Below are 20,159 nucleotides of genomic sequence, written 5' to 3' on the forward strand. Positions count from 1 at the left end.
CCTTGCCAGCGCACGCCAATCCTGTCCATTTCGGCTGGCGCATGGCCGCAGTCCGCCGGAACATCCCGGACATTGCGATGGCCAAACTCGCCGCTTACCAAGTCGGGGAGATCTCGCGGCTCCACGGCGGATCGGCGCCCGGACGGGTACAGGTGAGACCGGCGCAATTGGCGGCAAAGGCGAGCGCGCGGCGGAGCTCGTCGGCGCCGATATCCCTTAGCTTTTGCCGGGCGAGCCGTCCCTGCCTGTGCAAGGCAAACAACAGCGCTGCCTGAAAGCTGTCGCCGGCGCCGATGGTGTCGGCCACTTCAACTTTTGGCGCGGCGACTGCGATCTGCCCTGCCCGCCCATGCCACGCCACGGCGCCGCTGTTGCCGCGGGTGATGACGACGAGGCTCGCGCCCTGCCCCAGCAGCGCGTTCGCCCGCTGCGGACAAGGCTCGTCGCCGAAGAGATAAGCGAAGTCGACGTCGGACATCTTGATCAGGTCGGCGCTATCCGCGAACTCCACCATGCGCGCGAGGTAGGCTGGCTTGTCCTTGACCAGGTTGGGCCGGCAGTTCGGATCGAACGAGATCGTCGACGTCGCCCGTGCATCCGCGATCAGGGCCTTGGTCTCGGCCGCGCCCTTGTCGTTGACCAGCGTGGTCGAGCCGACATGGACGGCCTCGACCGTCTCGAACGGAATGGTGCCGCGCCGGTAGGTCCAGTTCCGCGTTGCGGTTTCGGCGTCATAGAAGGCATAATGCGACTCGCCCGCGACGATGCGGACAAAGGCGAGCGTTGTCTGGTGATCGCCGCGAGTCGCAAGGCCGAGCTCGACATTCGAGGCCGTCGCGTGATCGGCGATCATCTGTCCGAACAGATCGGTCGAAATGCCGCCCACGAAGCCGGTCGGCGCACCCAGCCGCGCCATGCCGATCGCGACATTGAGACAGGAGCCGCCAACGGCCGGCATCGCCGCCTCGCGGCCCTCGGCATTGCGCGTGGGCACGAAATCGATCAGCGCATCGCCGCAGGCAATCAGCATCCGATTCAACCTCCGGACAGGGCAACGCCGCGCATCGCCACGCGGCTGCTGCGGTCGACCTCGCGCAGCAGCCTGTAGACGTCCCGCTTGCGGCTGTGAAACGCGGCCATATCAGGCGTGGTCGGCTCGCTCAGGCGCCCCAACGCCGACATCTTTGCCATGGTCTCGCCGATCGAGGCGTAGGCGCCGCCGGCCACCGCCCCGAGCATCGCGGCGCCCAGCAGCACCGGCTCCTTTGTCTGCGGCAGCGCCACCGTCAGGCCCGTCGTATCGGCCATGATCTGCCGCACCAAGGGGCTCCGGCTCGCGCCGCCACCCATGATCATGATGCTGGAGTGAACGCCATGTGCGGCAAAGGCCTCGATCACTTCAGCGAGCCCATAGGCAAGCCCGCACAGGCCGGCGACGAACAGTCGTTCCATCGACCCGATATCGGTATCCAGATCGAGGCCCGCGATCACCGCGCGCGTATCGGGGTCGGCGTAAGGCGAGCGGTTACCGATGAACTCGGGGAGGACATGGACGTCGCGGGCGAACAGCGCGGCGCGGCTGGCATCGCCGGCGCGCGCGATGATGCGGCGCTCGAGAAAGTCGATGACATCGAGGCCGCCCTTGCGGGCCGCCGCGCTTGCCTCGGCATAGCCCGGATGCGACTTGAGAAGATGGTCGATCGCAGCGCCCGCGGCCGACTGCCCGCCCTCGTTGAGCCAGAAGTCCGGCACCATGCCGGAATAATAAGGGCCCCATACGCCCGGCACGAAACATGGGTCCTTCGTCGTTGCCATGATGCAGGCCGACGTTCCCATGATGTAGGCCAGGCGATCGCAGACATCCGTCGTTCCGCCCGACCCGTCGCGGCCGCCGATCGCGCCGATGCCGCCGGCATGCGCGTCGATCAGCGATGCGCCGACCGGCGTGCCCGGTGACAGGCCGAGGTCGGCGGCAGCCACGCAGGTGAGGCCGGCGCCGAGCCTTGTGCCAGGCGCGACAATCTCGGTGCCGATGCGGGCGTATTTCTCCGCGACGAAGTCCGTGAGGCCGATGCGCTGGAAGAACGGCGCGCTCCATCCGCCATCATGCGCGAGATAGTTCCACTTGCAGGTGACCGTGCAGGTCGAGCGTTGCAGCGAGCCGGTCGCTCGCCAGGTCAAATAGTCCGCCAGATCGAAGAAGTGGCCGGCTGCATCGAAACTCGCGCGCAGGTGCCGCTTCAGCCACAACAGCTTCGGCATCTCCATCTCGGGCGAGATCGAGCCGCCGACATAGCGCAGCACCGCGTCCTCGGTTTCGTTGATCAGCCGCGCCTCGGTCGTGGCGCGATGGTCCATCCAGACGATGACGTTGCGTTGCGGCTCACCGGAGGCGCTGACGGTGAGCGACTGGCCTTCGGAATCGAGGACCACCAGCGAACAGGTGGCGTCGAAGCCGATGCCGCCGACGCTGTCGGGCGCAATGCCGGCCTCCGCAATCGCCGCCCGCACGGATTTCGCGCACGCATCCCATATATCGGACGAGGACTGCTCGACGATGTCGCCGGCCTCGTGCCATATCCGGATCGGGTGCCGGGCGGTCGCAAGGAGGTTACCGGCCGCATCAAAAACCCCTGCCCGCGTGCTCGTGGTTCCCACGTCGACGCCGATATACGCTTGCGGCATTGTCGCTCCCGGTCGCTCTCGTCAGTTTTGACGCAAGCCTACCAGCAAGTGTAGCCGCCATCCACCAGCACGATGCTGCCGGTCATCAGGCTCGCGGCCTCGGAAGAGAGGAACAGCACGACGGAGGCGATCTCCTCCACCTGCCCCATCCGCGCCATCGGGGTTCCGCCGATCCAGGCGTCATACATCTTCGGATTGCTCTTTACGAAGGCATTGAGCGGCGTCTCGATATATGTCGGCGCGACCGCATTGACGCGAATGCCGCGCGCACCCCATTCGGCAGCCAGCGACTTGGTCAGATGATGCACCGCGGCCTTGGAGGCATTGTAGAAGCACTGCTCCTGCGGCTTATTGACGATGAAGCCGGACATCGAGCCGACATTGACGATGGCGCCGCTGTTCGCCTTCAGCATGTGCTTGCCGAACTCTCGGCAGCACCAGAAGGTGCCATTGAGATTGACGTCGATGACGTTCAGCCAGTGCTCATCCGTCACAGTCTCGGCCGGGGTCTCGCTGCGTGCAATGCCGGCATTGTTGACGAGGATGTCGACCTTGCCGTGGCGCGCCACGAGATCGCCCGCAACCTCCGCCACGCGTTTGGTGTCGGTCACGTCCATGATCACGGTTTCGGTGTCGTAACCCTTTGACTTCAGGCCGGCTCGGGCGCTGTCGGCGACCTTGCTGTCCCGATCGCCAATGATGACCCTGGCGCCGGCTTCCGCGAGCGCCTCGGCGCAGGCGAGCCCGATACCCTGCCCGCCGCCGGTGATGAACGCCGTCTTGCCGTTCAGCTTGAATTTTTCCAGGTACATGTTGGTTTTCCCGTTTCTTGTCTGCCCCAGTTGATCAGGACCGGATCGCGTTGCCGCCGTCGTCGAAGCGGTGAATGCGTGCAGGATCCGGCACGAGTGACACGCGATCCCCTGTGCTCAGGCTCAGCTCGCCGATGTAGCGCGCGGTCAGCATGCCGAGCGGACCGGCGTCGACATAGAGGAAGGTGTCGCTGCCGAGGTGCTCGGCGACCGAGATGGTGCCGGGCCAGCCGCCGGCGCCATCACGCTCGATCTTCAGATGCTCCGGCCGCACGCCGATGGTGGCGGCCCCGCGTTGTTGAGCGGATTCGCCGGTCACGAAATTCATCTTCGGCGAGCCGATGAAGCCGGCGACGAACAGGTTCGCAGGCTTCTCATAGAGCTCGAGGGGCGAACCATATTGCTCGATCTTGCCGCCGTTGAGCACCACGATCTTGTCGGCCATGGTCATGGCCTCGACCTGGTCATGGGTGACGTAGATCGCGGTGGTGCCGAGCTGCTTCTGGAGCCGCGTGACCTCGATCCGCATCTGCACACGCAGCGCCGCATCCAGGTTCGACAGCGGCTCGTCGAACAGGAACGCCTTGGGCTCGCGCACGATGGCGCGGCCGATCGCGACGCGCTGACGCTGGCCGCCGGACAGCTCGCGCGGCTTGCGGTCGAGATAGGGCGTAAGGTTCAGCGTCGCGGCGGCCGCCTCGACCTTGCGGTTGATCTCGTCCTTGGCGAGGCCCGCCATCTTCAACCCGAAGCCGATATTGCCGCGCACGCTCATATGCGGATAGAGCGCGTACGACTGGAACACCATGGACAGCCCGCGCTTTGCGGGCGGAACGGCGACGACGTTCTTACCGTCTATCAGAATTCGTCCATCGGTTACGTCCTCGAGCCCTGCGATCAACCGCAACAGCGTGGTCTTGCCGCAGCCCGACGGCCCGACGAACACCACGAAGGAGCCATCCGCGATATCAAGATTGGCGCCCTTGATGATATGGACCGGCCCGAACGCCTTTTGTACATCTTGAAGAGTGATCTGACCCATGATCCGGCAGCCCTTCTACTTCACAGCGCCAAAGGTGAGCCCGCGCACGAGCTGCTTCTGGCTGAACCAACCGAGGACGAGAATGGGTGCGATCGCCAGCGTCGACGCCGCCGACAGTTTTGCCCAGAACAGCCCTTCCGGGCTCGAATACGAGGCGATGAACACGGTAAGCGGCGCAGCGCTCGAGGTCGACAAATTGAGCGTCCAAAACGCCTCGTTCCAGGCGAGGATCAGATTGAGCAGCAATGTCGAGGCAAGGCCCGGGATCGCCATCGGCGTCAGCACATAGACGAGCTCGCGGCCGACGGTGGCGCCGTCCATGCGCGCGGCTTCCAGGATGTCGCGCGGGATTTCCTTGAAATAGGTGAAGAGCATCCAGATCACGATCGGCAGATTGCCGAGGCAGAGGATGAAGACGAGGCCGATGCGGGAATCGAGCAGGCCGAAGCTCTTGTAGATCAGGTAGATCGGCACCAGCACGCCGACCGGCGGCATCATCTTGGTCGAGAGCATCCAGAGCAGGATGTCCTTGGTGCGCTTGGTCGGCGAGAACGCCATCGACCAGGCCGCCGGAATTGCGATCAGCAGCGCGATCAGCGTCGAACCGCCGGCGATGATGATCGAGTTCAGCGCATGGTGCAGATAGTCGCTGCGCTCCTGTACGGTCGCATAGTTTTCCGTGGTCCAGTGAAAGAACAGGAAGGACGGCGGAACAGCAAAGGCCTCGAGCTCGGTCTTGAAGCTCGCCAGCACCATCCACAGGATCGGAAAGAAGATCAGGAAGCCGCACAGCCAAGCTGCCACCGTGGATACCGCCACCCGCCGACTCGTCGCCATCCGTGCCATGGCTCAGGCCTCCAGGTTCCGGCCGACGATGCGGACGAGGAAGAAGGCGACGATGTTGGCGATCACCACCGCGACGAGGCCGCCCGCGGACGCACTGCCGACGTCGAACTGGATCAGCGCCTGCGAATAGATCAGGAAAGCGATGTTGGTGGTCTGAAGGCCCGGCCCGCCGCCGGTGGTGACGAAGATCTCGGCGAACACCGTGAGCAGGAAGATGGTCTCGATCAGGATCACCACCGTGATCGGACGCGCGAGGTGCGGCAGCGTGATGTAGATGAAGGTCGAGACCGCGCTGGCGCCGTCCATCTCGGCGGCCTCCTTCTGCTCCTCGTCGAGCGATTGCAGCGCAGTGAGCAAGATCAGCGTCGCGAACGGCAGCCATTGCCAGGCGACGATCAGGATCACCGAGAACAGCGGCACGTCGTTGAACCAGTCGATCGGCGTCAGTCCGAACAGCGACGCGAGCCAGGCGAACAGCCCGGATACCGGATGCATCAACAGGTTCTTCCAGACCAGTGCGCTCACCGTCGGCATCACGAAGAACGGCGCGATCACCATCAGCCGCACGATGTTGCGGCCAATCACGGGCTGATCGAGCAGCAGCGCCAGGGGAATACCGAGCAGGATGGTCAGCGCAAGTACCGAGCCGACCAGCACCAGCGTGTTCTGGAGCGAAGCGAGGAAGGCGGGATCAGTGAGGAAGTAGCGGAAATTTTCCAGCCCGACGAACGCTTCCGAGCCGGGATCGAGCAGGCTGTAATGCAGCGTCGAGAAATAGATCGTCAGCGCGAGCGGGACGATCATCCAGATGAACAAGAGCCCGACCGCAGGCGTCAGGAGCGAACGCGCAAGAAACTGCGTCTGCCGGGTTGCCATCTCTGGCTTCTCCTTTGCCGGGAAGAAGGCGACCATCCGTCGGTTGGGGCGGATGGCCGCCAGTTTGAGCTCAGGAGGGAGAGCTCGGGTTTCGCCTCACTTGATGTAGCCGGCGCGCTTCATCTCGCGCTCGGTCGAGGATTGCGCGGCGGAGAGCGCCGCATCGACAGTGGTCGATCCGGCAAGGGCCGCGGAGAATTGCTGACCCACCTGCGTGCCGATGCCCTGGAATTCGGGGATGGCGGCGTACTGCACGCCGACATAGGGCACGGGCTTCACGGTCGGCTTGTTCGGATCGGCGGCGTCGATGGAGGCCAGCGTCAGCTTGGCGAACGGCGCGACCTTCAGGTAGTCAGGGTTCTGGTAGAGCGAGGTCCGCGTGCCCGGCGGCACGTTGGCCCAGCCTTCCTTCGAGGCCACGAGCTTGGTGTAGTCCTTGCTGGTGGCCCAGGCGATGAATTTCTCGGCCGCTTCCGTCTTCTTCGAGCCGGCAGGAATCGCGAGATTCCAGGCCCACAGCCAGTTGGCATTCTTGCCGAGCCCGCTGTTCGGCGCGAGTGCGAAGCCGACCTTGTCGGCGACCTTGGAGTCCTTCGGATTGGTGACGAAGGAGGCCGCGACCGTGGCATCGATCCACATCGCGCACTTGCCGGCATTGAACAGCGCCAGGTTCTCGTTGAAGCCGTTCGAACTCGCGCCGGGAGGCCCGGCCTGCTTCATCAGGTCGACATAGGTCGCCAGCGTCTTCTTCCATTCCGGCGTGTTGAACTGCGGCTCCCACTTCTCGTCGAACCAGCGCGCGCCATAGGAATTGGCCATGGCGGAGAGGAAAGCCATGTTCTCGCCCCAGCCGGCCTTGCCGCGCAGGCAGATGCCGTAGACGCCGGCGCTCTTGTCGGTGAGCTTCTTGGCCGCGTCGATCACGAAATCCCAGGTCGGCTTCTCCGGCATGGTGAGGCCAGCCTTCTGGAACAGGTCGGTACGGTACATCACCATGGAACTCTCGCCGTAGAACGGCGCGGCGTAGAGCTTGCCGTCGACGGAGACCGCGTCCCGGATCTTCGGCAGAAGATCGGCGACGTCGTAATCGGCGCCGAGATTGGCGAGCGGCACCAGCCAGCCCTTCTTGGCCCAGATCGGCACCTCATAGGTGCCGATGGTCAGCACGTCGAACTGGCCACCCTTGGTGGCGATGTCGGTGGTGACGCGCTGGCGCAGCACGTTCTCTTCCAGAGTCACCCATTTGACGGTGACGTCGGGATTTTTCGCGGTGAACTCACTGGTCAGTCCCTGCATGCGGATCATGTCGCCGTTGTTGACGGTGGCGATCGTCAGGGTGGTTTCGGCCATCGCCGGGACGGCCAGCAACAGGCAAGACGCGCCACAAACGGCGCCCAGGACGTTTTTCATGATGACCTCCCTACTCGCGTTTTGAGCATATGCCCACGCGTTGAGCGTATGTTCAACCCAAGGCGAAGCGTTGTCAAGCAGGCGCACGGGTCATCCAGCGACTTCTGAGTGCTGCGGTGCGGGAGGGAGACGCCGCACCATCGCCCGTCATGCCCCGCGAAGGCGGGGCATCCAGTACTCCGTGCGGTCAGTTGGTTTGCCCCAAGCGGGGCCGCGGCGTACTGGATCATCCGCTTTCGCGGATGATGACAGCATTACGGATGGCAAGACCGCCTACCAAACTTGGAAGATGTTGAGAAAGCGAGCCGCCTACCGCTCGAGGATCGCCCGGGCGGTGACTTCGTCGGTGATCAGCCCGTTGATCAGGCGGCCGTTGAGCGCAGCCGCGATTGCTGGAACTTTTGCCGCACCGACTGCGGCGCCGATCGTCGTGGTTTTGGCCGGCACGTCGGGGGGAATGCTGGTAAGGCGCTTGTTGGTCCCGGCCTTGAGCAGACGGCCCTTGGAATCATAGGCCCAGCCGGTGATCTCGCCGATCGCGCCGAGACGCATCATCTCGAACAATTCGTCGCGGGTGACGAAGCCGTCGATGTGGACCTGCGCCTTCTGATCCATCTGACCGATGCCGACGAGGCGAAGATCGGCCTTGGCCGCCACCGCCTTCACCCTCGCGATCGGCTCGATGCGGACCATCTTGTTTCGCTCGTCCTCCGACGACATCAGGAACGGCAGCGGCATCGGATAGTGCCGTGCGCCGGTGCGGTCGGCGAGGCGGCCGACGGTATCGTAGAAGCTCGCCGACCCATCGGCGGAGATGTTGCCGACCAGGGAGACGATCTGGTGATTGGGCCGATCGATCGGCGTGACGCGCTCGACGGCGGCGCGCACCGCCCGCCCCGTACCCAGCGCGACGATCACGGGCGTCTCGGAGCGCAGCGTTGAGTCGAGCAGATTGGCGCAGCGTTCGGCAATTCCCGCGGTTGCCTGCGGCGCCGCAGGATCCGCCGGCACCACCTCGCAATGGGCGAGATCAAACCGCTCCTTCAGGCGCGCCGCCAATTCCATGCAAGCGGCAATGGGATGTTCGAGCCGGAACGTAATCAGCCGCTCGGCAAGGCATAGCGAGACCAGACGCTGCGCCGACGCACGCGAGACCTGGAGCATTTTTGCGATCTCGTCCTGCGTATGGCCGGCAATGAAATAGAGCCAGCCGGCGCGCGCGGCATCGTCGAGCCTGGATTTTTCATTCTCGGCGGCCATGGCAGCGTCAAGCGTCCTTCCAGAAATCGATCATGCGCGAGAAGACCCGATCAGCCCCGGCGCTGCCCAATATAGCGCGGCCGTCGCGGCCGCGATAATGGCTGCCGCCGACAAATCCCCAGACGGTCATGCCGGCGGCCTTCGCCGCCTGCACGCCGCTGACGCTGTCCTCGATCACCAGCGTGCGCGCCGGATCGGCGTCCATCCTCGCCGCCGCATGGAGGAAGAGATCCGGCGCCGGCTTGCCGTGCTTCACCATCTGTGCCGTGTAGAGCCGGTCGCCGAAATGCGGTCTGAGGCCGGTGACATCAAGCGAGAGCGAGACACGGTCGAGGTCGCTGGACGAAGCCACGCAGAACGGCGCGCCCAGTTCGGACACCACGGCGCTCACCCCGGGAACCGGTGCGAGCGAGGCGGCAAATGTCTTCAGGACGTGCGACTTCAGCCGCGGCAGAAATCCCTCCGGCACGACCTGCCCGACTTCGCGATAGTGCTGTTCGATCGCCTTCGTGCTGCGTCCGAGGAACAGTTCGAGTGCTCGTTCTGCGCTGAGCGCGATCCCGAATTCCGCCAACACCTCGGACAGACAGCGGCAGCTCAGCAGCTCGCTGTCGACGAGCACGCCGTCGCAGTCGAAGATGATCAGATCAGGCTTCGGGCGGCCATTTTCCATCCGGCCATTCGATCATATACCCAATCGATGGGCAATAGCTCACCTGGAACACGTCGTCGCGGGCTTTCCAGCGCCTTAATGCGCCAACTGGCGGTAGATCGCCGGCAGCGCGGCGGGCAAGCGCCGGATATTGCCGACGATCGCGTAACCGCCGCGCCCGAACAGCGTCGGAAAGTAACACTGCGCGGTCGCATCGACCGTGACGCCGAACACGGCGATGCCGAGCCGCCGCGCCTCCCGCACGGATTTGCGGGTGTCTTCGATCGCAAAACGTCCCTCGTAGTGATCGACATCGTTCGGTTTGCCATCGGTCAGAACGAGCAGCAGCTTCTTGCGCTGTGGCTGGCGGGCAAGCTCGGCCGTCACGTGGCGCACAGCCGCACCGATCCTCGTGTAATAGCCCGGCCTGAGCGCGCCGATCCGGCGCTCCACTGTCCCGCTCATGGGTTCGCCGAAGGCCTTGATGGTCTCTAACCGCACCCAGGACCGCCTGCGTGATGTAAAGGTCAGGATGCTGTGGTGATCGCCACAAGCCGAAAGCCCATGGGCGAGCACCAGAAGCGCCTCCTTCTCGACGTCCAGCACGCGGTGACCATCGATCCACGCATCGGTCGATAGCGAGACGTCGACCAGCAGGGTGACGGCGAGATCGTGGCCCTGCGGCCGCATGGCCACATGGACGCGATCGAGCCCGCCGCTGCCGGCACGCAGATCGCAGCGTGCACGCACCAGCGCGTCGAGATCGAGGTCGTATCCGTCCGCCTGCGCCCGCATCAATTCGTGACGCGGTCGCAAGACCTCGAACCTGCGTCGCACCTGGCGGATCTGATGGCGCATGCTCTCATCCGGCACCCAGCACTCGCCGCTCTCGGCCGCATCGGCGGCGAGCACGCGGCAATGATCCGGCAGGTACGCTCCGCTGCGATAATCCCATTCCGGATAGGTGAGGCTGGCGTCGAGCCGCAAAGCATCAATGGCCTCCGGCGGCAGGTCGAGATCGAATTTAAGCCGGGTTGCGGGCTTGCCGCTCCGCCGCCCGAGTGTGATCTCGTCGAGATCGTCGGCCGCCTTCTGCGCGTCCTCGTCTTCGCTGTCGTCGGCGGGACGATCGACATGGACCATCTCGGCCATCGCGAGGATTTTTTCGAAGCGGTTCAGCACGAAGGGATCACGGCGGGCACCGTCCTCGCGCTCGCGGATGGCGAAGCGCTTGCGATCGTCCGGTGGCGTGGACGCCGCAGTCCCGGTGGCCTCGTCGTCATGCGTTCCCGCCGGCGCGAGGTCGCGCGTCCAGCAATCGCCCCAGAGCGGGCAAGGCAGAATGGCGTGATATCCTGGCGGCGCCTGGTCCGGGAGCGGCCCCGTGCCCATCATGGCCGGCCATAGCTTGCCCGCCGGCCGCGCTTCGGCGCCAAGCAGGGCGAGCACGATCTGCTCCATCTCCTGCTCGATGCGCGGCAATGGCCGGCGCGGCCGGGCCATGGCTGTTGCCGCGGTCAGCTGCGCGTAATCTTCGGTCAGGCCGGGACATTCCGCCAGCACGAGGACCGCGATTTCGCTCGCACGCCGCAACATCAGGAGATCGCGCCGCAGCGGATCGACCTCTTCGATCGCTTCGGCGGGAGCGAATGCGAACCACGCGGCGAGCCACCGATACAACGCCGCGTTCAGCGCACGATCGGCAAAGATCGCGATCCGGTCGGGAAGGAACACGGTCGCGGCGTCACGTCCGGGCTGATCGAGGCGCTCATCGCCGAGGCCGATGCGTTGCCGCCATCCGAGCCTGTGTCCCGCACGGCGGGCGCCGGCGCTGGCGATCTGGACGCCGGCCTCGCCGCCGAGCGCGCGGAACATCACCGCAATCCGCGGGCGCACCTCGCTAAGCGAGAGCGCATGCTCGGCATGAACCGGATAGCTCGCGGTGCCGCCGACCAGGCGATGCCAGGCGCGACCGACCGTCTCTTCCAGCTCGAGGAAATCGAGCATTGCACCGCCCTCAGGAGATCACGGCGCGCGTGACGTCGAGCAGGGCCGCCTTGACATCGGCATCATCGGTCAAGGGCTCGATCATGCCCGCCAGCACGGCCTCGGCGGTCGGGACGCCGGCTGCGATCAGGGTCGCGCAATAGACGACGAGCCGCGTCGAGACACCCTCCTCCAGGTCGTGTCCTTTCAGCGCCCGCAGCCGGCCGGCGAGCTGAACCAGCGGCCGCACGCGCTCCGGCGTGAGACCGCTTTCGGCCGCCACCACCGCGACCTCCTGCTCCGGCGGCAGGAAGCCGAACTCGATGGCGATGAAGCGCTGCCGCGTCGATGGTTTCAGCGCCTTCAGGAGCGTCTGGTAACCGGGATTGTAGGAGACCACCAGCATGAAGCTCGCAGGCGCCGCGAGCTCCTCGCCGGTGCGCTCGAGCGGCAGGATGCGGCGATCGTCTGTGAGCGGATGCAGGACGACGGTCACGTCCTTGCGCGCCTCCACTACCTCGTCGAGATAGCAGATGCCGCCTTCTCTCACCGAACGCGTCAGCGGACCATCAGTCCAAACGGTGTCGCCGCCCCTCAAGAGATAGCGGCCGGTGAGATCGGCCGCGGTGAGATCGTCGTGGCAGGCGACGGTATGGAGCGGCAAGCGAAGGCGCCCCGCCATATGGGCGACGAAGCGCGTCTTGCCGCAGCCGGTCGGCCCCTTGAGCAGAACCGGCAGGCGATGACGCCAGGCATGTTCGAACAGCGCGCATTCGTGGCCGCTCGCGACATAGGCCGGAAGCTCGGACGCGGGCGTCGTCACGGCGTGAAGTGCAGGTTTCATGATCTCTCTCCGGAATTCCTGACGGGCGGCCGCGCTTTTTCTTGCGCAGCCGCCCCTCGCGCCTATTCGGCAGGTTGTAGCGCGGCGGGGATGGCCGCCTGCTTCTCGCGGCCGGGCACGAGCACCGCCCAGACGAACATCAGCGCGGAGATGCCGACGAATACGCCGGAGCCGAGGCGAACCCAGTAGAACATCGCGAGCTGATCCTGCACGTCCATGTAGCTCTGACCTAGCACGCGCTGGAGATGGACCTGGATCACGCCGGCGAAGGTCAAGGCGAACGTCATGGTCATCATGGCCGTGCACATGATCCAGAAGCTCGTCATGCTGAGCCACTGGTTGTACGGCGCACGCCGCTTGAGCTGCGGAACTGCATAGGCCATCACCGCGAGATTCAGCATCACATAGGCGCCGAAGAAGGCGAGATGGCCGTGGGCGGCCGTCACCTGCGTGCCGTGGGTGTAGTAGTTCACCGAGGACAGCGTGTGCAGGAAGCCCCAGACGCCGGCCCCTAAGAACGCCATCACCGAACAGCCGACCGACCACAGCAGAGCAGCGCGGTTGGGATGCTTGCGCCCGGCTTTCCAGGTCATCTGCACGGTGAAGATCACCATGGTGAAGAAGGGCGCGACCTCGAGCGTGGAGAACAGCGAGCCGATCCACTGCCAGTAGCCGGGGGCGCCGATCCAGTAGAAGTGATGGCCGGTGCCGAGAATGCCCGAGAACAGCGCGAGCCCGATGATGACATAGAGCCACTTCTCGACCACCTCGCGATCGATGCCATTGAGCTTGATCATCAGGAAGGCGAGCACGGACGCCATGATCAGCTCCCAGACGCCCTCGACCCAGAGGTGGACGATGTACCACCAGTACATCTTGTCGACAGCGAGATTGGCCGGATTGTAGAAGGCGAACAGGAAGAAGATCGCGACGCCCCAAAGCCCGAACAGCAGGATGTTGGTGACCGTGGTCTTGCGTCCTTTGAGCGCCGTCATCGTCACGTTGAACAAAAACATCAGGCAGACGACGACGATGCCGACCTTGATGATGAAGGGCTGCTCGAGGAATTCACGGCCCTCGTGGTAGTGAAAGAGATAGCCGACCACGGCGACACCGGCCGCACCGAAGAACATCCAGAACTGAATCTTCGCGAGCAGCGGGCTGAACAGCTCGGTCTCGGTCTCCTCCGGCAGCAAGAAGTAGGTGGCACCCATGAAGCCGATCAGGGACCACACGATCAGCGCATTGGCGTGGATCATCCTGACGATGTTGAACGGCAGGATGGATGATAGGGTATTGGGCAGGACGTAGATGGTCCCGGCGAGGACGCCGAACGCGACCTGGGCGAGGAACAGCGTCAGCGCGCCGTAGAAATACAGCATCGCGACTTTTTGGGTCTGATATTTCATCGAAGTGCTCTCTGTCTTGAGGTCGGGACGCGGATGCTCAGCCGGCCTTGTTCGGCGGCCAATCCTGGCGCTTGATCGTGCTCGTCCACTGCAGGAAGTCGGCGAGATCGTTGAGTTCCTGATCTGTGAGATTGAACTGCGGCATCTGCCGCCGGCCCGGCGCGCCGGACGGCTGCGCCTGCATCCAGGCCTTCAGCGTCTCGCGCGCACCGTCAGGATCCTCCTTGCCGCCCCAGCGGTCCCAGACATTGCCGACTTCGGGCGCGAAATAGGCGCCCTCGCCGAGCAGAGTGTGGCAGTTGATGCAGGAGTTTCTCTCCCAGACGTGCTTGCCGCGGGCGACCGACGCGGTCAGCGTCGTCGCATCGGTCGAGCTCGTGACCATGTAGTAGTGGCTGTGCGCCGTCAGCCCTATGAAGATGGCGAAGAAGAAGGCCGATCCGCCGTAAAAGACGTTTCGTGCCGCCGACTTGGTCAGGCGTTCAGCCATTGCCAATCCTTTCCGGTTGAGTCGTATCGAGAGAAGCGATGATGGCTTTTATTGCCGGTCGGCACCGTCCGGTCTTTGTCTGGGCGCAATGAGCGCGACGATGGCCGCCCAGCCGTCAGATCAAGACGACGGCGGCAGACGCAAGCCAGGCAAACAGAGTGAGGACGACGATCCACCCACCCACAAGGCTGCGCCACAGCGCGGGCGCTGCGCGAAGATCGAGATAGTCGAGCACGATCCGGCGGCCCTTCACGGCGGCGAGGACAAGCAGCAGAGCGTTGGCGAGCAGCGGCCGCGGCAGGAACGATGGCACCAGGATGGTTGCAAGCGCGAGCCCGATCAGCACCATCCAGGTCGTGTCGAGACGATCGGGCGCCATCATCGCACCAAATAGAGAACCGGGAACATGACGATCCAGACCAGGTCGACCATGTGCCAAAACGCGGTTCCCGTCTCGACGCCGGTCGGCTCCGCGCGGCGGCAGACCACGGCAAGGATGACGATGCCGAGGCAGACGTGCAGGAGGTGAAAGCCGGTCAGGAGAAAGTACAGCGTGAAGAACGTGCTGGTTTCCAGGCTAATGTCGCGGCCGATCTCACCGCCATATTCGACGAGCTTGATCGCCACGAACAGGCCGCCGAGCACCATGGCACCGACGAGCCAGCGGCGCGATCTCGGCCTTTCCCCGGCGCGCGCGGATTTCGTGCCGTGGGCGGCCGCCCAGCCGCTTGTCACCAGGACGACCGTGTTGAGCCCGGCAAGACGCGAATCAAGAGCCGCCTGCCCGGCTGCGAACATTGCCGGGTGAAGCACCCGGGCGGTCACGAAGGCGCCAATGAACAGACCGAACGCGGCCAGTTCGCTGAAGATCAGCACCCAGATCATGGGATCGCCGGGAAGATCTTCCAAAATGCCCCACCCGCTCCCCTCTTGTTCGCACTCGGTTGCCGACATCTGCTCTCCGGATCAGGACACCGGCCAGCCTTAGCCCACACCTCGCGGCTCAAATTTGTCGCGCGACAAACAAGGCGACCGAGAGAAAGTTGTTTGCCCCCGCGCAACGTCGAGCCCGCCGCCCCGCCGTACGAACGGTCTCAGTCAGGGAGTTCCATGGAGCGGCGAACGGCCATCATGAGCGATGCACAAATCGGGCTGGTGACTGTCGCCCCCATCATCATCCTGTTCGCGGTGGCGCTCAGAAGGATGGGCGTGCTGTCGGCCGTGGCGAGCGCATCCGCGGTCGGCCTCTCCGTCGCCATCGCGGTGGTGCTCTTCACGACCCAGTAGTCGCAGGGTACGCAGAGCATCCGCGTGCCCAATCCTACGACAGAGCCCCTTGGCTTATCGCCATAACGCGATAGTGTTGGCTATCGCACACGATCCGATGAGATCGCCATGCCTGAGATCATCAATCTTGGCGCGCTGCAGCTCACGTTTCTGCAGAGCAAGGAAGATACCGCCGGCAGCCTCGATCTGTTCGAGATGACGCTCCAGCCGAACGCGCGCATGCCGATCCCTCACTATCACGATCGCTGGGACGAGACGATCTATGGACTGAGCGGCATCTCGACCTGGCGGATCGACGGAGAGGATGTCGACGTGGCCCCGGGCGAGACCGCGTTCATCCGGCGCGGCGCGGTACACAGCTTCACCAACCGCTCGCCCCGGCCAGCGACCTGCCTGTGCATCCTCAGCCCAGGCGTGCTGGGCCCGCAGTACTTCAAGGAAATGGCCGCCCTGCTCTCGAGCGGCACGCCTGACCCGGCCAAGTTGAAGGAAACGATGCTGCGCTACGGATTGGTTCCGGTGCTGCAGTCCTGAGCGACTGCTGAAGACGACGGGCACGGCGCTTTCGCGCCTTTGCCCGCCGATCTCGTCGCCAGCCTACCGGCGCTGGTTGTACACGTCGATGCAGACAGCACCGAGCAGCACCAGGCCCTTGATGACCTGCTGGTAATCGATGCCGATGCCGAGGATCGACATACCGTTGTTCATCACGCCCATGATCATGGCGCCGACCACGGCACCGCCGACGCGCCCCACTCCGCCATAGGCCGAGGCGCCGCCGATGAAGCAGGCGGCGATGACGTCGAGCTCGAAGCCGAGGCCTGCCTTCGGGGTCGCGGTGTTGAGGCGTGCCGCGAAGACGAGGCCGGCCAGCGCAGCAAGCACGCCCATGTTGACGAAGGTGAAGAAGGTGAGCCGCTCGGTCTTGATACCCGAGAGCTTTGCTGCCTTGGCATTGCCGCCGACGGCGTAGATCTGACGTCCGATCACGGTGCGGCGGGTGACGAAGCCGTAGAGCGCGATCAGCGCACTCATGATCACCAGCACGTTCGGCAGGCCCCGATAGGTCGCGATCAGATAGGTGAAATAGAGCACAGCGCAGGCAAGCACGACGCTCTTGCCGAGGAAGAACGCGTAAGGCTCGACCTCGATTCCGTGCGACTGCTCGCGCGAGCGGCTCTTGGCGCTGGCATAGACCAGCGCCAGCGCCAGCACGGCGCCGATCAGCATCGAGGTCGGATGCAGCGTGCCGGCCTCGGGCAGAAGCTCCGGAATGAAGCCCGAGGACAGTTTCTGGAAGGTCGGCGGGAACGGCCCGAGCGATTGACCCTGCAAGACCGCGAGCGCAAGCCCTTTGAATACGAGCATGCCGGCCAGCGTGACGATGAAGGACGGGATGCCGAAATAGGCCACCCAATAGCCCTGAGCCGCGCCGATGGCGGCACCGACCAAGAGGCAGGCGATGAAGGCGATGGTGTAGTCGACCTTGTACGTCACCATCAGCACCGCAGCCACGGCGCCGATGAAGCCCGCGACCGAGCCGACCGAGAGATCGATATGGCCGGTCACGATCACCAGCAGCATGCCCAGCGCCATGATGACGATGTAGCTGTTCTGCAGCACGAGATTGGTGAGGTTGAGCGGCTGGAGCAGCGTGCCGCCGGTGACCACCTGGAAGAACAACATGATCGCAACGAGCGATATCAGCATGCCGTAGTTGCGTAAGTTGTTCTTGATGAAGCTACCGTGCCGGCGCTCCTCGGGCAGCGAAACCGTCTTGTCGGTCATGGCTGCGATCCTCCCATCTCCGCGGCCTCAGGCACGCCGCTCCCAAAGTCTCTGTCGTTGCGCATGATGGCGCGCATGATCTTCTCCTGCGTCGCCTCGGTTGCGGGAAACTCGCCGACGAAAGCACCGTCGTTCATGACGCAGATGCGATCGCAGATACCGAGCAGCTCGGGCATTTCCGAGGAGATCACCACGACACCGCGGCCGGCCTCCGCGAGCTCGTTGATGATACAGTAAATCTCGTATTTGGCACCGACGTCGATGCCGCGTGTCGGCTCATCCAGGACCAGCACCTTAGGATCGGTCATCAGCCATTTCGACAGCACGACCTTCTGCTGGTTGCCGCCAGAGAGCTGGCCGGTCTCCTGATAGACGTCGGAGCAGCGTATGCGCATCCGGTTGCGGTAGTCGCTCGCGACCTTCAGCTCGGCGATGTCGTCGATCATCCGGCCGGGCGCGACCTGATCGAGGCTTGCGAGCGTGATGTTCTTGCGCACGTCGTCGGCGAGGATCAGCCCGAGCTGCTTGCGGTCCTCGGTGACATAGGCAAGGCCCGCGTCGATCGCGGCCGCCACGCTCGGCAGCACCATCTCCCTGCCTTCGAGCCGGAGACCGCCGCTGACATTGGTGCCCCAGGAACGCCCGAACAGGCTCATGGCGAACTCGGTGCGGCCCGCGCCCATCAGTCCCGCGATGCCCACGACCTCGCCGCGCTTGACGCTGAAACCGACGTTCTTGATAACCTGCCGTTCGGGATGGATCGGATGGTAGACCGACCAATTCGAGACCTCGAGCACGGGCTCGCCGATCGTCGCGCTGCGCTCCGGAAAGCGATGGGCGAGATCGCGGTTGACCATGCTGCGGATGATGCGGTCTTCCTCGACCGGTCCGGCACGGCAGTCGATGCTGTCGACGGTGCGGCCATCGCGCAGCACCGTGATGTGGTCGGCGACGCGGGCGACCTCGTTCAGCTTGTGCGAGATCAGGATCGAGCCGATGCCCTGCTCCCGGAATTTCATCAGGCGATCGAGCAGCGCCGCGCTGTCGGCCTCGTTGAGGCTCGCGGTCGGCTCGTCCAGGATCAGCATCCGCACCCGCTTGGACAGTGCTTTCGCAATCTCGACGAGCTGCTGCTTGCCGACACCGAGATCGGTGATCAGCGTGTCCGGCGACTCCCTTAGGCCGACCTGGGCCAGAAGCTCCCGCGTGCGACGGTACACCTCGTCACGGTCGATGACGCCGAGCTTCGATGGCGGGTGCGACAGGAAGATGTTCTCCGCGATCGACATCAGCGGGATCAGCGCCAGCTCCTGGTGGATGATGATGATGCCGAGCGCCTCCGAATCGTTGATGTCGCGGAAGCGGCGCTCCTCGCCGTCGAAGACGATGGTGCCTTCGTAGCTGCCATGCGCATAGACTCCGCTCAGCACTTTCATCAGCGTGGACTTGCCGGCGCCGTTCTCGCCGACGAGCGCGTGGATCTGCCCTGCCTCGACCGAGAAATTGACGTCGCGCAGCGCCTGCACACCGGCGAAGCTCTTGCTGACGTTGCGCATCTCCAGCATCGGGGTCATCGTCGTTGTCCCATCCTAAGGAAGTATGGTCCGGCAGGCGCCGCCCGCCTGCCGGACCCGTCGCTCACTGGAATTGCGACTTCTTGTAGTAGCCGCTGTCAACCAAAACCTTCTCCCAATTGTTCTTGTAGACCACGACCGGCTTGAGCAGATAGGACGGCACCGTCTTGACGCCGTTCTCGTAGGTCTTGGTGTCGTTGACGGTGACCTGCTTGCCGGCGAGGGCCGCGTCGACCATGTCGGCGGTGACCTTGGCGAGATCGCGGGTATCCTTGAAGATGGTCGAATACTGATCGCCGCGCAGCATCGCCTTGATCGAGGGCACTTCCGCATCCTGGCCGCTGATAACAGGCATCGGCTGGTCGGCGCTGCCATAGCCGACGCCCTTCAGCGACGAGATGATGCCGATCGAGAGGCCATCATAGGGCGACAGCACGGCGTTGACCTTCTTGTTGCCGTAGTAGGCGCTGAGCAGGTTGTCCATGCGGGCCTGCGCGGTGGCGCCATCCCAGCGCAGCGTTGCGACCTTGTCCATGCCCATCTGGCCGGAGACGACGACGAGCTTGCCGCTGTCAATGTAGGGTTTCAGCACTGACATTGCGCCATTGTAGAAGAAGTAGGCGTTGTTGTCGTCCGGCGAGCCGCCGAACAACTCGATGTTGAAGGGGCCTTTGCCTTCCTTCAGACCAAGACCCTGCTCGATCGACTGCGCCTGGAGCACGCCGACCTGGAAGTTGTCGAACGTCGCGTAGTAGTCGACGTTGGGCGTGCCGCGGATCAGGCGATCATAGGCGATGACGGTGATGCCCTTGGCCTTGGCCTGCTTCAGCACGTCGGAAAGCGTGGTGCCGTCAATCGCTGCAATGACCAGCGCCTTGGCGCCCTTGGTCACCATGTTCTCGACCTGCGAGAGCTGGTTCGGAATGTCATCCTCCGCATATTGCAGGTCGGTGTTGTACCCGCGCTCCTTCAGCACCTTGACCATGTTGTTGCCGTCGTCGATCCAGCGCGCGGAGGATTTCGTCGGCATGGCGATGCCGACGGTCGGCTTGTCTTGGGCGAATACAGGGCCGTCCGCAGCCATGGCGGCGGCTCCCGCCAGGGCGAGCGCAAGGAACGTCGTCTTCAATTTCAGCATGTTTCACTCCCTTTGGGTGTCGTTGCGTAGTCGTTGACGTCAGAAGTCGGTGTGATTGCT

General features: G+C 64.3%; 20 protein-coding genes. 2 read left to right on the forward strand and 18 right to left on the reverse strand.

Going from position 1 to position 20,159, the window contains the following annotated elements; all coding sequences use genetic code 11:
• Positions 1–94: 94 nt before the first annotated feature.
• The 15 genes from MTX21_RS11035 to MTX21_RS11105 all read right to left on the reverse strand — a co-directional run bounded on the left by MTX21_RS11035 (position 95) and on the right by MTX21_RS11105 (position 15,266).
• On the reverse strand, positions 95–1,030 hold the full coding sequence (locus tag MTX21_RS11035) for a carbohydrate kinase (RefSeq protein WP_280964830.1): 936 nt from the start codon (positions 1,028–1,030) through the stop codon (positions 95–97).
• Positions 1,031–1,035: 5 nt separating this feature from the next.
• A complete protein-coding gene (locus tag MTX21_RS11040) occupies positions 1,036–2,685 on the reverse strand; it encodes an FGGY-family carbohydrate kinase (RefSeq protein ID WP_280964831.1) in 1,650 nt (549 codons plus the stop codon).
• Positions 2,686–2,723: 38 nt separating this feature from the next.
• Complete coding sequence (locus MTX21_RS11045) at positions 2,724–3,497, reverse strand: SDR family oxidoreductase (RefSeq protein ID WP_280964832.1); 774 nt, start codon at positions 3,495–3,497, stop codon at positions 2,724–2,726.
• Positions 3,498–3,531: 34 nt separating this feature from the next.
• Positions 3,532–4,539: an ABC transporter ATP-binding protein gene (locus MTX21_RS11050; protein WP_280964833.1), complete on the reverse strand. Its 1,008-nt coding sequence runs from the start codon at positions 4,537–4,539 to the stop codon at positions 3,532–3,534.
• A gap of 15 nt (positions 4,540–4,554) precedes the next feature.
• Positions 4,555–5,385 (reverse strand): carbohydrate ABC transporter permease, encoded by an 831-nt coding sequence (locus MTX21_RS11055; RefSeq protein WP_280964834.1) that lies wholly within the window; start codon positions 5,383–5,385, stop codon positions 4,555–4,557.
• 3 nt (positions 5,386–5,388) lie between these two features.
• On the reverse strand, positions 5,389–6,261 hold the full coding sequence (locus MTX21_RS11060; RefSeq protein ID WP_280964835.1) for a sugar ABC transporter permease: 873 nt from the start codon (positions 6,259–6,261) through the stop codon (positions 5,389–5,391).
• 96 nt (positions 6,262–6,357) lie between these two features.
• Positions 6,358–7,671: a sugar ABC transporter substrate-binding protein gene (locus tag MTX21_RS11065; RefSeq protein WP_280964836.1), complete on the reverse strand. Its 1,314-nt coding sequence runs from the start codon at positions 7,669–7,671 to the stop codon at positions 6,358–6,360.
• 309 nt (positions 7,672–7,980) lie between these two features.
• Positions 7,981–8,931: a sugar-binding domain-containing protein gene (locus MTX21_RS11070; RefSeq protein WP_280964837.1), complete on the reverse strand. Its 951-nt coding sequence runs from the start codon at positions 8,929–8,931 to the stop codon at positions 7,981–7,983.
• 7 nt (positions 8,932–8,938) lie between these two features.
• Positions 8,939–9,604 (reverse strand): HAD family hydrolase, encoded by a 666-nt coding sequence (locus MTX21_RS11075; RefSeq protein ID WP_280964838.1) that lies wholly within the window; start codon positions 9,602–9,604, stop codon positions 8,939–8,941.
• A 75-nt stretch (positions 9,605–9,679) separates the two neighbouring features.
• The gene (locus MTX21_RS11080; protein ID WP_280964839.1) at positions 9,680–11,590 is read right to left on the reverse strand and encodes a VWA domain-containing protein; all 1,911 of its coding nucleotides are present in this window, start codon (positions 11,588–11,590) and stop codon (positions 9,680–9,682) included.
• A 10-nt stretch (positions 11,591–11,600) separates the two neighbouring features.
• Positions 11,601–12,413: a CbbQ/NirQ/NorQ/GpvN family protein gene (locus tag MTX21_RS11085; protein WP_280964840.1), complete on the reverse strand. Its 813-nt coding sequence runs from the start codon at positions 12,411–12,413 to the stop codon at positions 11,601–11,603.
• A gap of 62 nt (positions 12,414–12,475) precedes the next feature.
• A complete protein-coding gene (locus MTX21_RS11090) occupies positions 12,476–13,822 on the reverse strand; it encodes a cbb3-type cytochrome c oxidase subunit I (protein WP_280964841.1) in 1,347 nt (448 codons plus the stop codon).
• A 37-nt stretch (positions 13,823–13,859) separates the two neighbouring features.
• On the reverse strand, positions 13,860–14,312 hold the full coding sequence (locus tag MTX21_RS11095; RefSeq protein ID WP_280964842.1) for a cytochrome c: 453 nt from the start codon (positions 14,310–14,312) through the stop codon (positions 13,860–13,862).
• A 115-nt stretch (positions 14,313–14,427) separates the two neighbouring features.
• Positions 14,428–14,691 (reverse strand): cytochrome C oxidase subunit IV family protein, encoded by a 264-nt coding sequence (locus MTX21_RS11100; RefSeq protein ID WP_280964843.1) that lies wholly within the window; start codon positions 14,689–14,691, stop codon positions 14,428–14,430.
• The gene (locus tag MTX21_RS11105; protein WP_280964844.1) at positions 14,691–15,266 is read right to left on the reverse strand and encodes a cytochrome c oxidase subunit 3 family protein; all 576 of its coding nucleotides are present in this window, start codon (positions 15,264–15,266) and stop codon (positions 14,691–14,693) included. Before MTX21_RS11105 ends, MTX21_RS11100 begins: the two co-directional genes overlap by 1 nt.
• A 177-nt stretch (positions 15,267–15,443) precedes the next feature.
• On the opposite strand from MTX21_RS11105, the gene MTX21_RS11110 reads away from it, so the two are divergent.
• On the forward strand, positions 15,444–15,599 hold the full coding sequence (locus tag MTX21_RS11110; protein ID WP_280964845.1) for a hypothetical protein: 156 nt from the start codon (positions 15,444–15,446) through the stop codon (positions 15,597–15,599).
• 108 nt (positions 15,600–15,707) lie between these two features.
• Positions 15,708–16,133, forward strand: a complete 426-nt coding sequence (locus MTX21_RS11115) for a cupin domain-containing protein (RefSeq protein WP_280964846.1) — start codon at positions 15,708–15,710, stop codon at positions 16,131–16,133.
• Positions 16,134–16,196: 63 nt separating this feature from the next.
• On the opposite strand, the gene mmsB is transcribed toward MTX21_RS11115, so the two are convergent.
• From mmsB to chvE, 3 genes are all read right to left on the reverse strand, one after another.
• Positions 16,197–17,387 (reverse strand): multiple monosaccharide ABC transporter permease, encoded by a 1,191-nt coding sequence (gene mmsB, locus MTX21_RS11120; protein WP_280964847.1) that lies wholly within the window; start codon positions 17,385–17,387, stop codon positions 16,197–16,199.
• Positions 17,384–18,961, reverse strand: a complete 1,578-nt coding sequence (gene mmsA / locus MTX21_RS11125) for a multiple monosaccharide ABC transporter ATP-binding protein (protein ID WP_280964848.1) — start codon at positions 18,959–18,961, stop codon at positions 17,384–17,386. Before mmsA ends, mmsB begins: the two co-directional genes overlap by 4 nt.
• A gap of 64 nt (positions 18,962–19,025) precedes the next feature.
• Positions 19,026–20,099: a multiple monosaccharide ABC transporter substrate-binding protein gene (gene chvE / locus MTX21_RS11130; RefSeq protein WP_280964849.1), complete on the reverse strand. Its 1,074-nt coding sequence runs from the start codon at positions 20,097–20,099 to the stop codon at positions 19,026–19,028.
• Positions 20,100–20,159 lie beyond the last annotated feature (60 nt).

Source organism: Bradyrhizobium sp. ISRA430, assembly GCF_029909975.1.
In the GTDB taxonomy this organism is placed as follows: Bacteria; Pseudomonadota; Alphaproteobacteria; order Rhizobiales; family Xanthobacteraceae; genus Bradyrhizobium.

Coding starts and splice junctions, on each gene's coding strand:
- MTX21_RS11090 (WP_280964841.1), bottom strand. CDS start 13,822: ATGAAATATCAGACCCAAAAAGTCGCGATGCTGTATTTCTACGGCGCG.
- MTX21_RS11045 (WP_280964832.1), bottom strand. CDS start 3,497: ATGTACCTGGAAAAATTCAAGCTGAACGGCAAGACGGCGTTCATCACC.
- MTX21_RS11040 (WP_280964831.1), bottom strand. CDS start 2,685: ATGCCGCAAGCGTATATCGGCGTCGACGTGGGAACCACGAGCACGCGG.
- MTX21_RS11100 (WP_280964843.1), bottom strand. CDS start 14,691: ATGGCGCCCGATCGTCTCGACACGACCTGGATGGTGCTGATCGGGCTC.
- MTX21_RS11110 (WP_280964845.1), top strand. CDS start 15,444: ATGAGCGATGCACAAATCGGGCTGGTGACTGTCGCCCCCATCATCATC.
- MTX21_RS11075 (WP_280964838.1), bottom strand. CDS start 9,604: ATGGAAAATGGCCGCCCGAAGCCTGATCTGATCATCTTCGACTGCGAC.
- MTX21_RS11065 (WP_280964836.1), bottom strand. CDS start 7,671: ATGAAAAACGTCCTGGGCGCCGTTTGTGGCGCGTCTTGCCTGTTGCTG.
- MTX21_RS11055 (WP_280964834.1), bottom strand. CDS start 5,385: ATGGCACGGATGGCGACGAGTCGGCGGGTGGCGGTATCCACGGTGGCA.
- mmsB (WP_280964847.1), bottom strand. CDS start 17,387: ATGACCGACAAGACGGTTTCGCTGCCCGAGGAGCGCCGGCACGGTAGC.
- MTX21_RS11105 (WP_280964844.1), bottom strand. CDS start 15,266: ATGTCGGCAACCGAGTGCGAACAAGAGGGGAGCGGGTGGGGCATTTTG.
- mmsA (WP_280964848.1), bottom strand. CDS start 18,961: ATGACCCCGATGCTGGAGATGCGCAACGTCAGCAAGAGCTTCGCCGGT.
- MTX21_RS11050 (WP_280964833.1), bottom strand. CDS start 4,539: ATGGGTCAGATCACTCTTCAAGATGTACAAAAGGCGTTCGGGCCGGTC.
- MTX21_RS11070 (WP_280964837.1), bottom strand. CDS start 8,931: ATGGCCGCCGAGAATGAAAAATCCAGGCTCGACGATGCCGCGCGCGCC.
- MTX21_RS11080 (WP_280964839.1), bottom strand. CDS start 11,590: ATGCTCGATTTCCTCGAGCTGGAAGAGACGGTCGGTCGCGCCTGGCAT.
- chvE (WP_280964849.1), bottom strand. CDS start 20,099: ATGCTGAAATTGAAGACGACGTTCCTTGCGCTCGCCCTGGCGGGAGCC.
- MTX21_RS11035 (WP_280964830.1), bottom strand. CDS start 1,030: ATGCTGATTGCCTGCGGCGATGCGCTGATCGATTTCGTGCCCACGCGC.
- MTX21_RS11115 (WP_280964846.1), top strand. CDS start 15,708: ATGCCTGAGATCATCAATCTTGGCGCGCTGCAGCTCACGTTTCTGCAG.
- MTX21_RS11095 (WP_280964842.1), bottom strand. CDS start 14,312: ATGGCTGAACGCCTGACCAAGTCGGCGGCACGAAACGTCTTTTACGGC.
- MTX21_RS11060 (WP_280964835.1), bottom strand. CDS start 6,261: ATGGCAACCCGGCAGACGCAGTTTCTTGCGCGTTCGCTCCTGACGCCT.
- MTX21_RS11085 (WP_280964840.1), bottom strand. CDS start 12,413: ATGAAACCTGCACTTCACGCCGTGACGACGCCCGCGTCCGAGCTTCCG.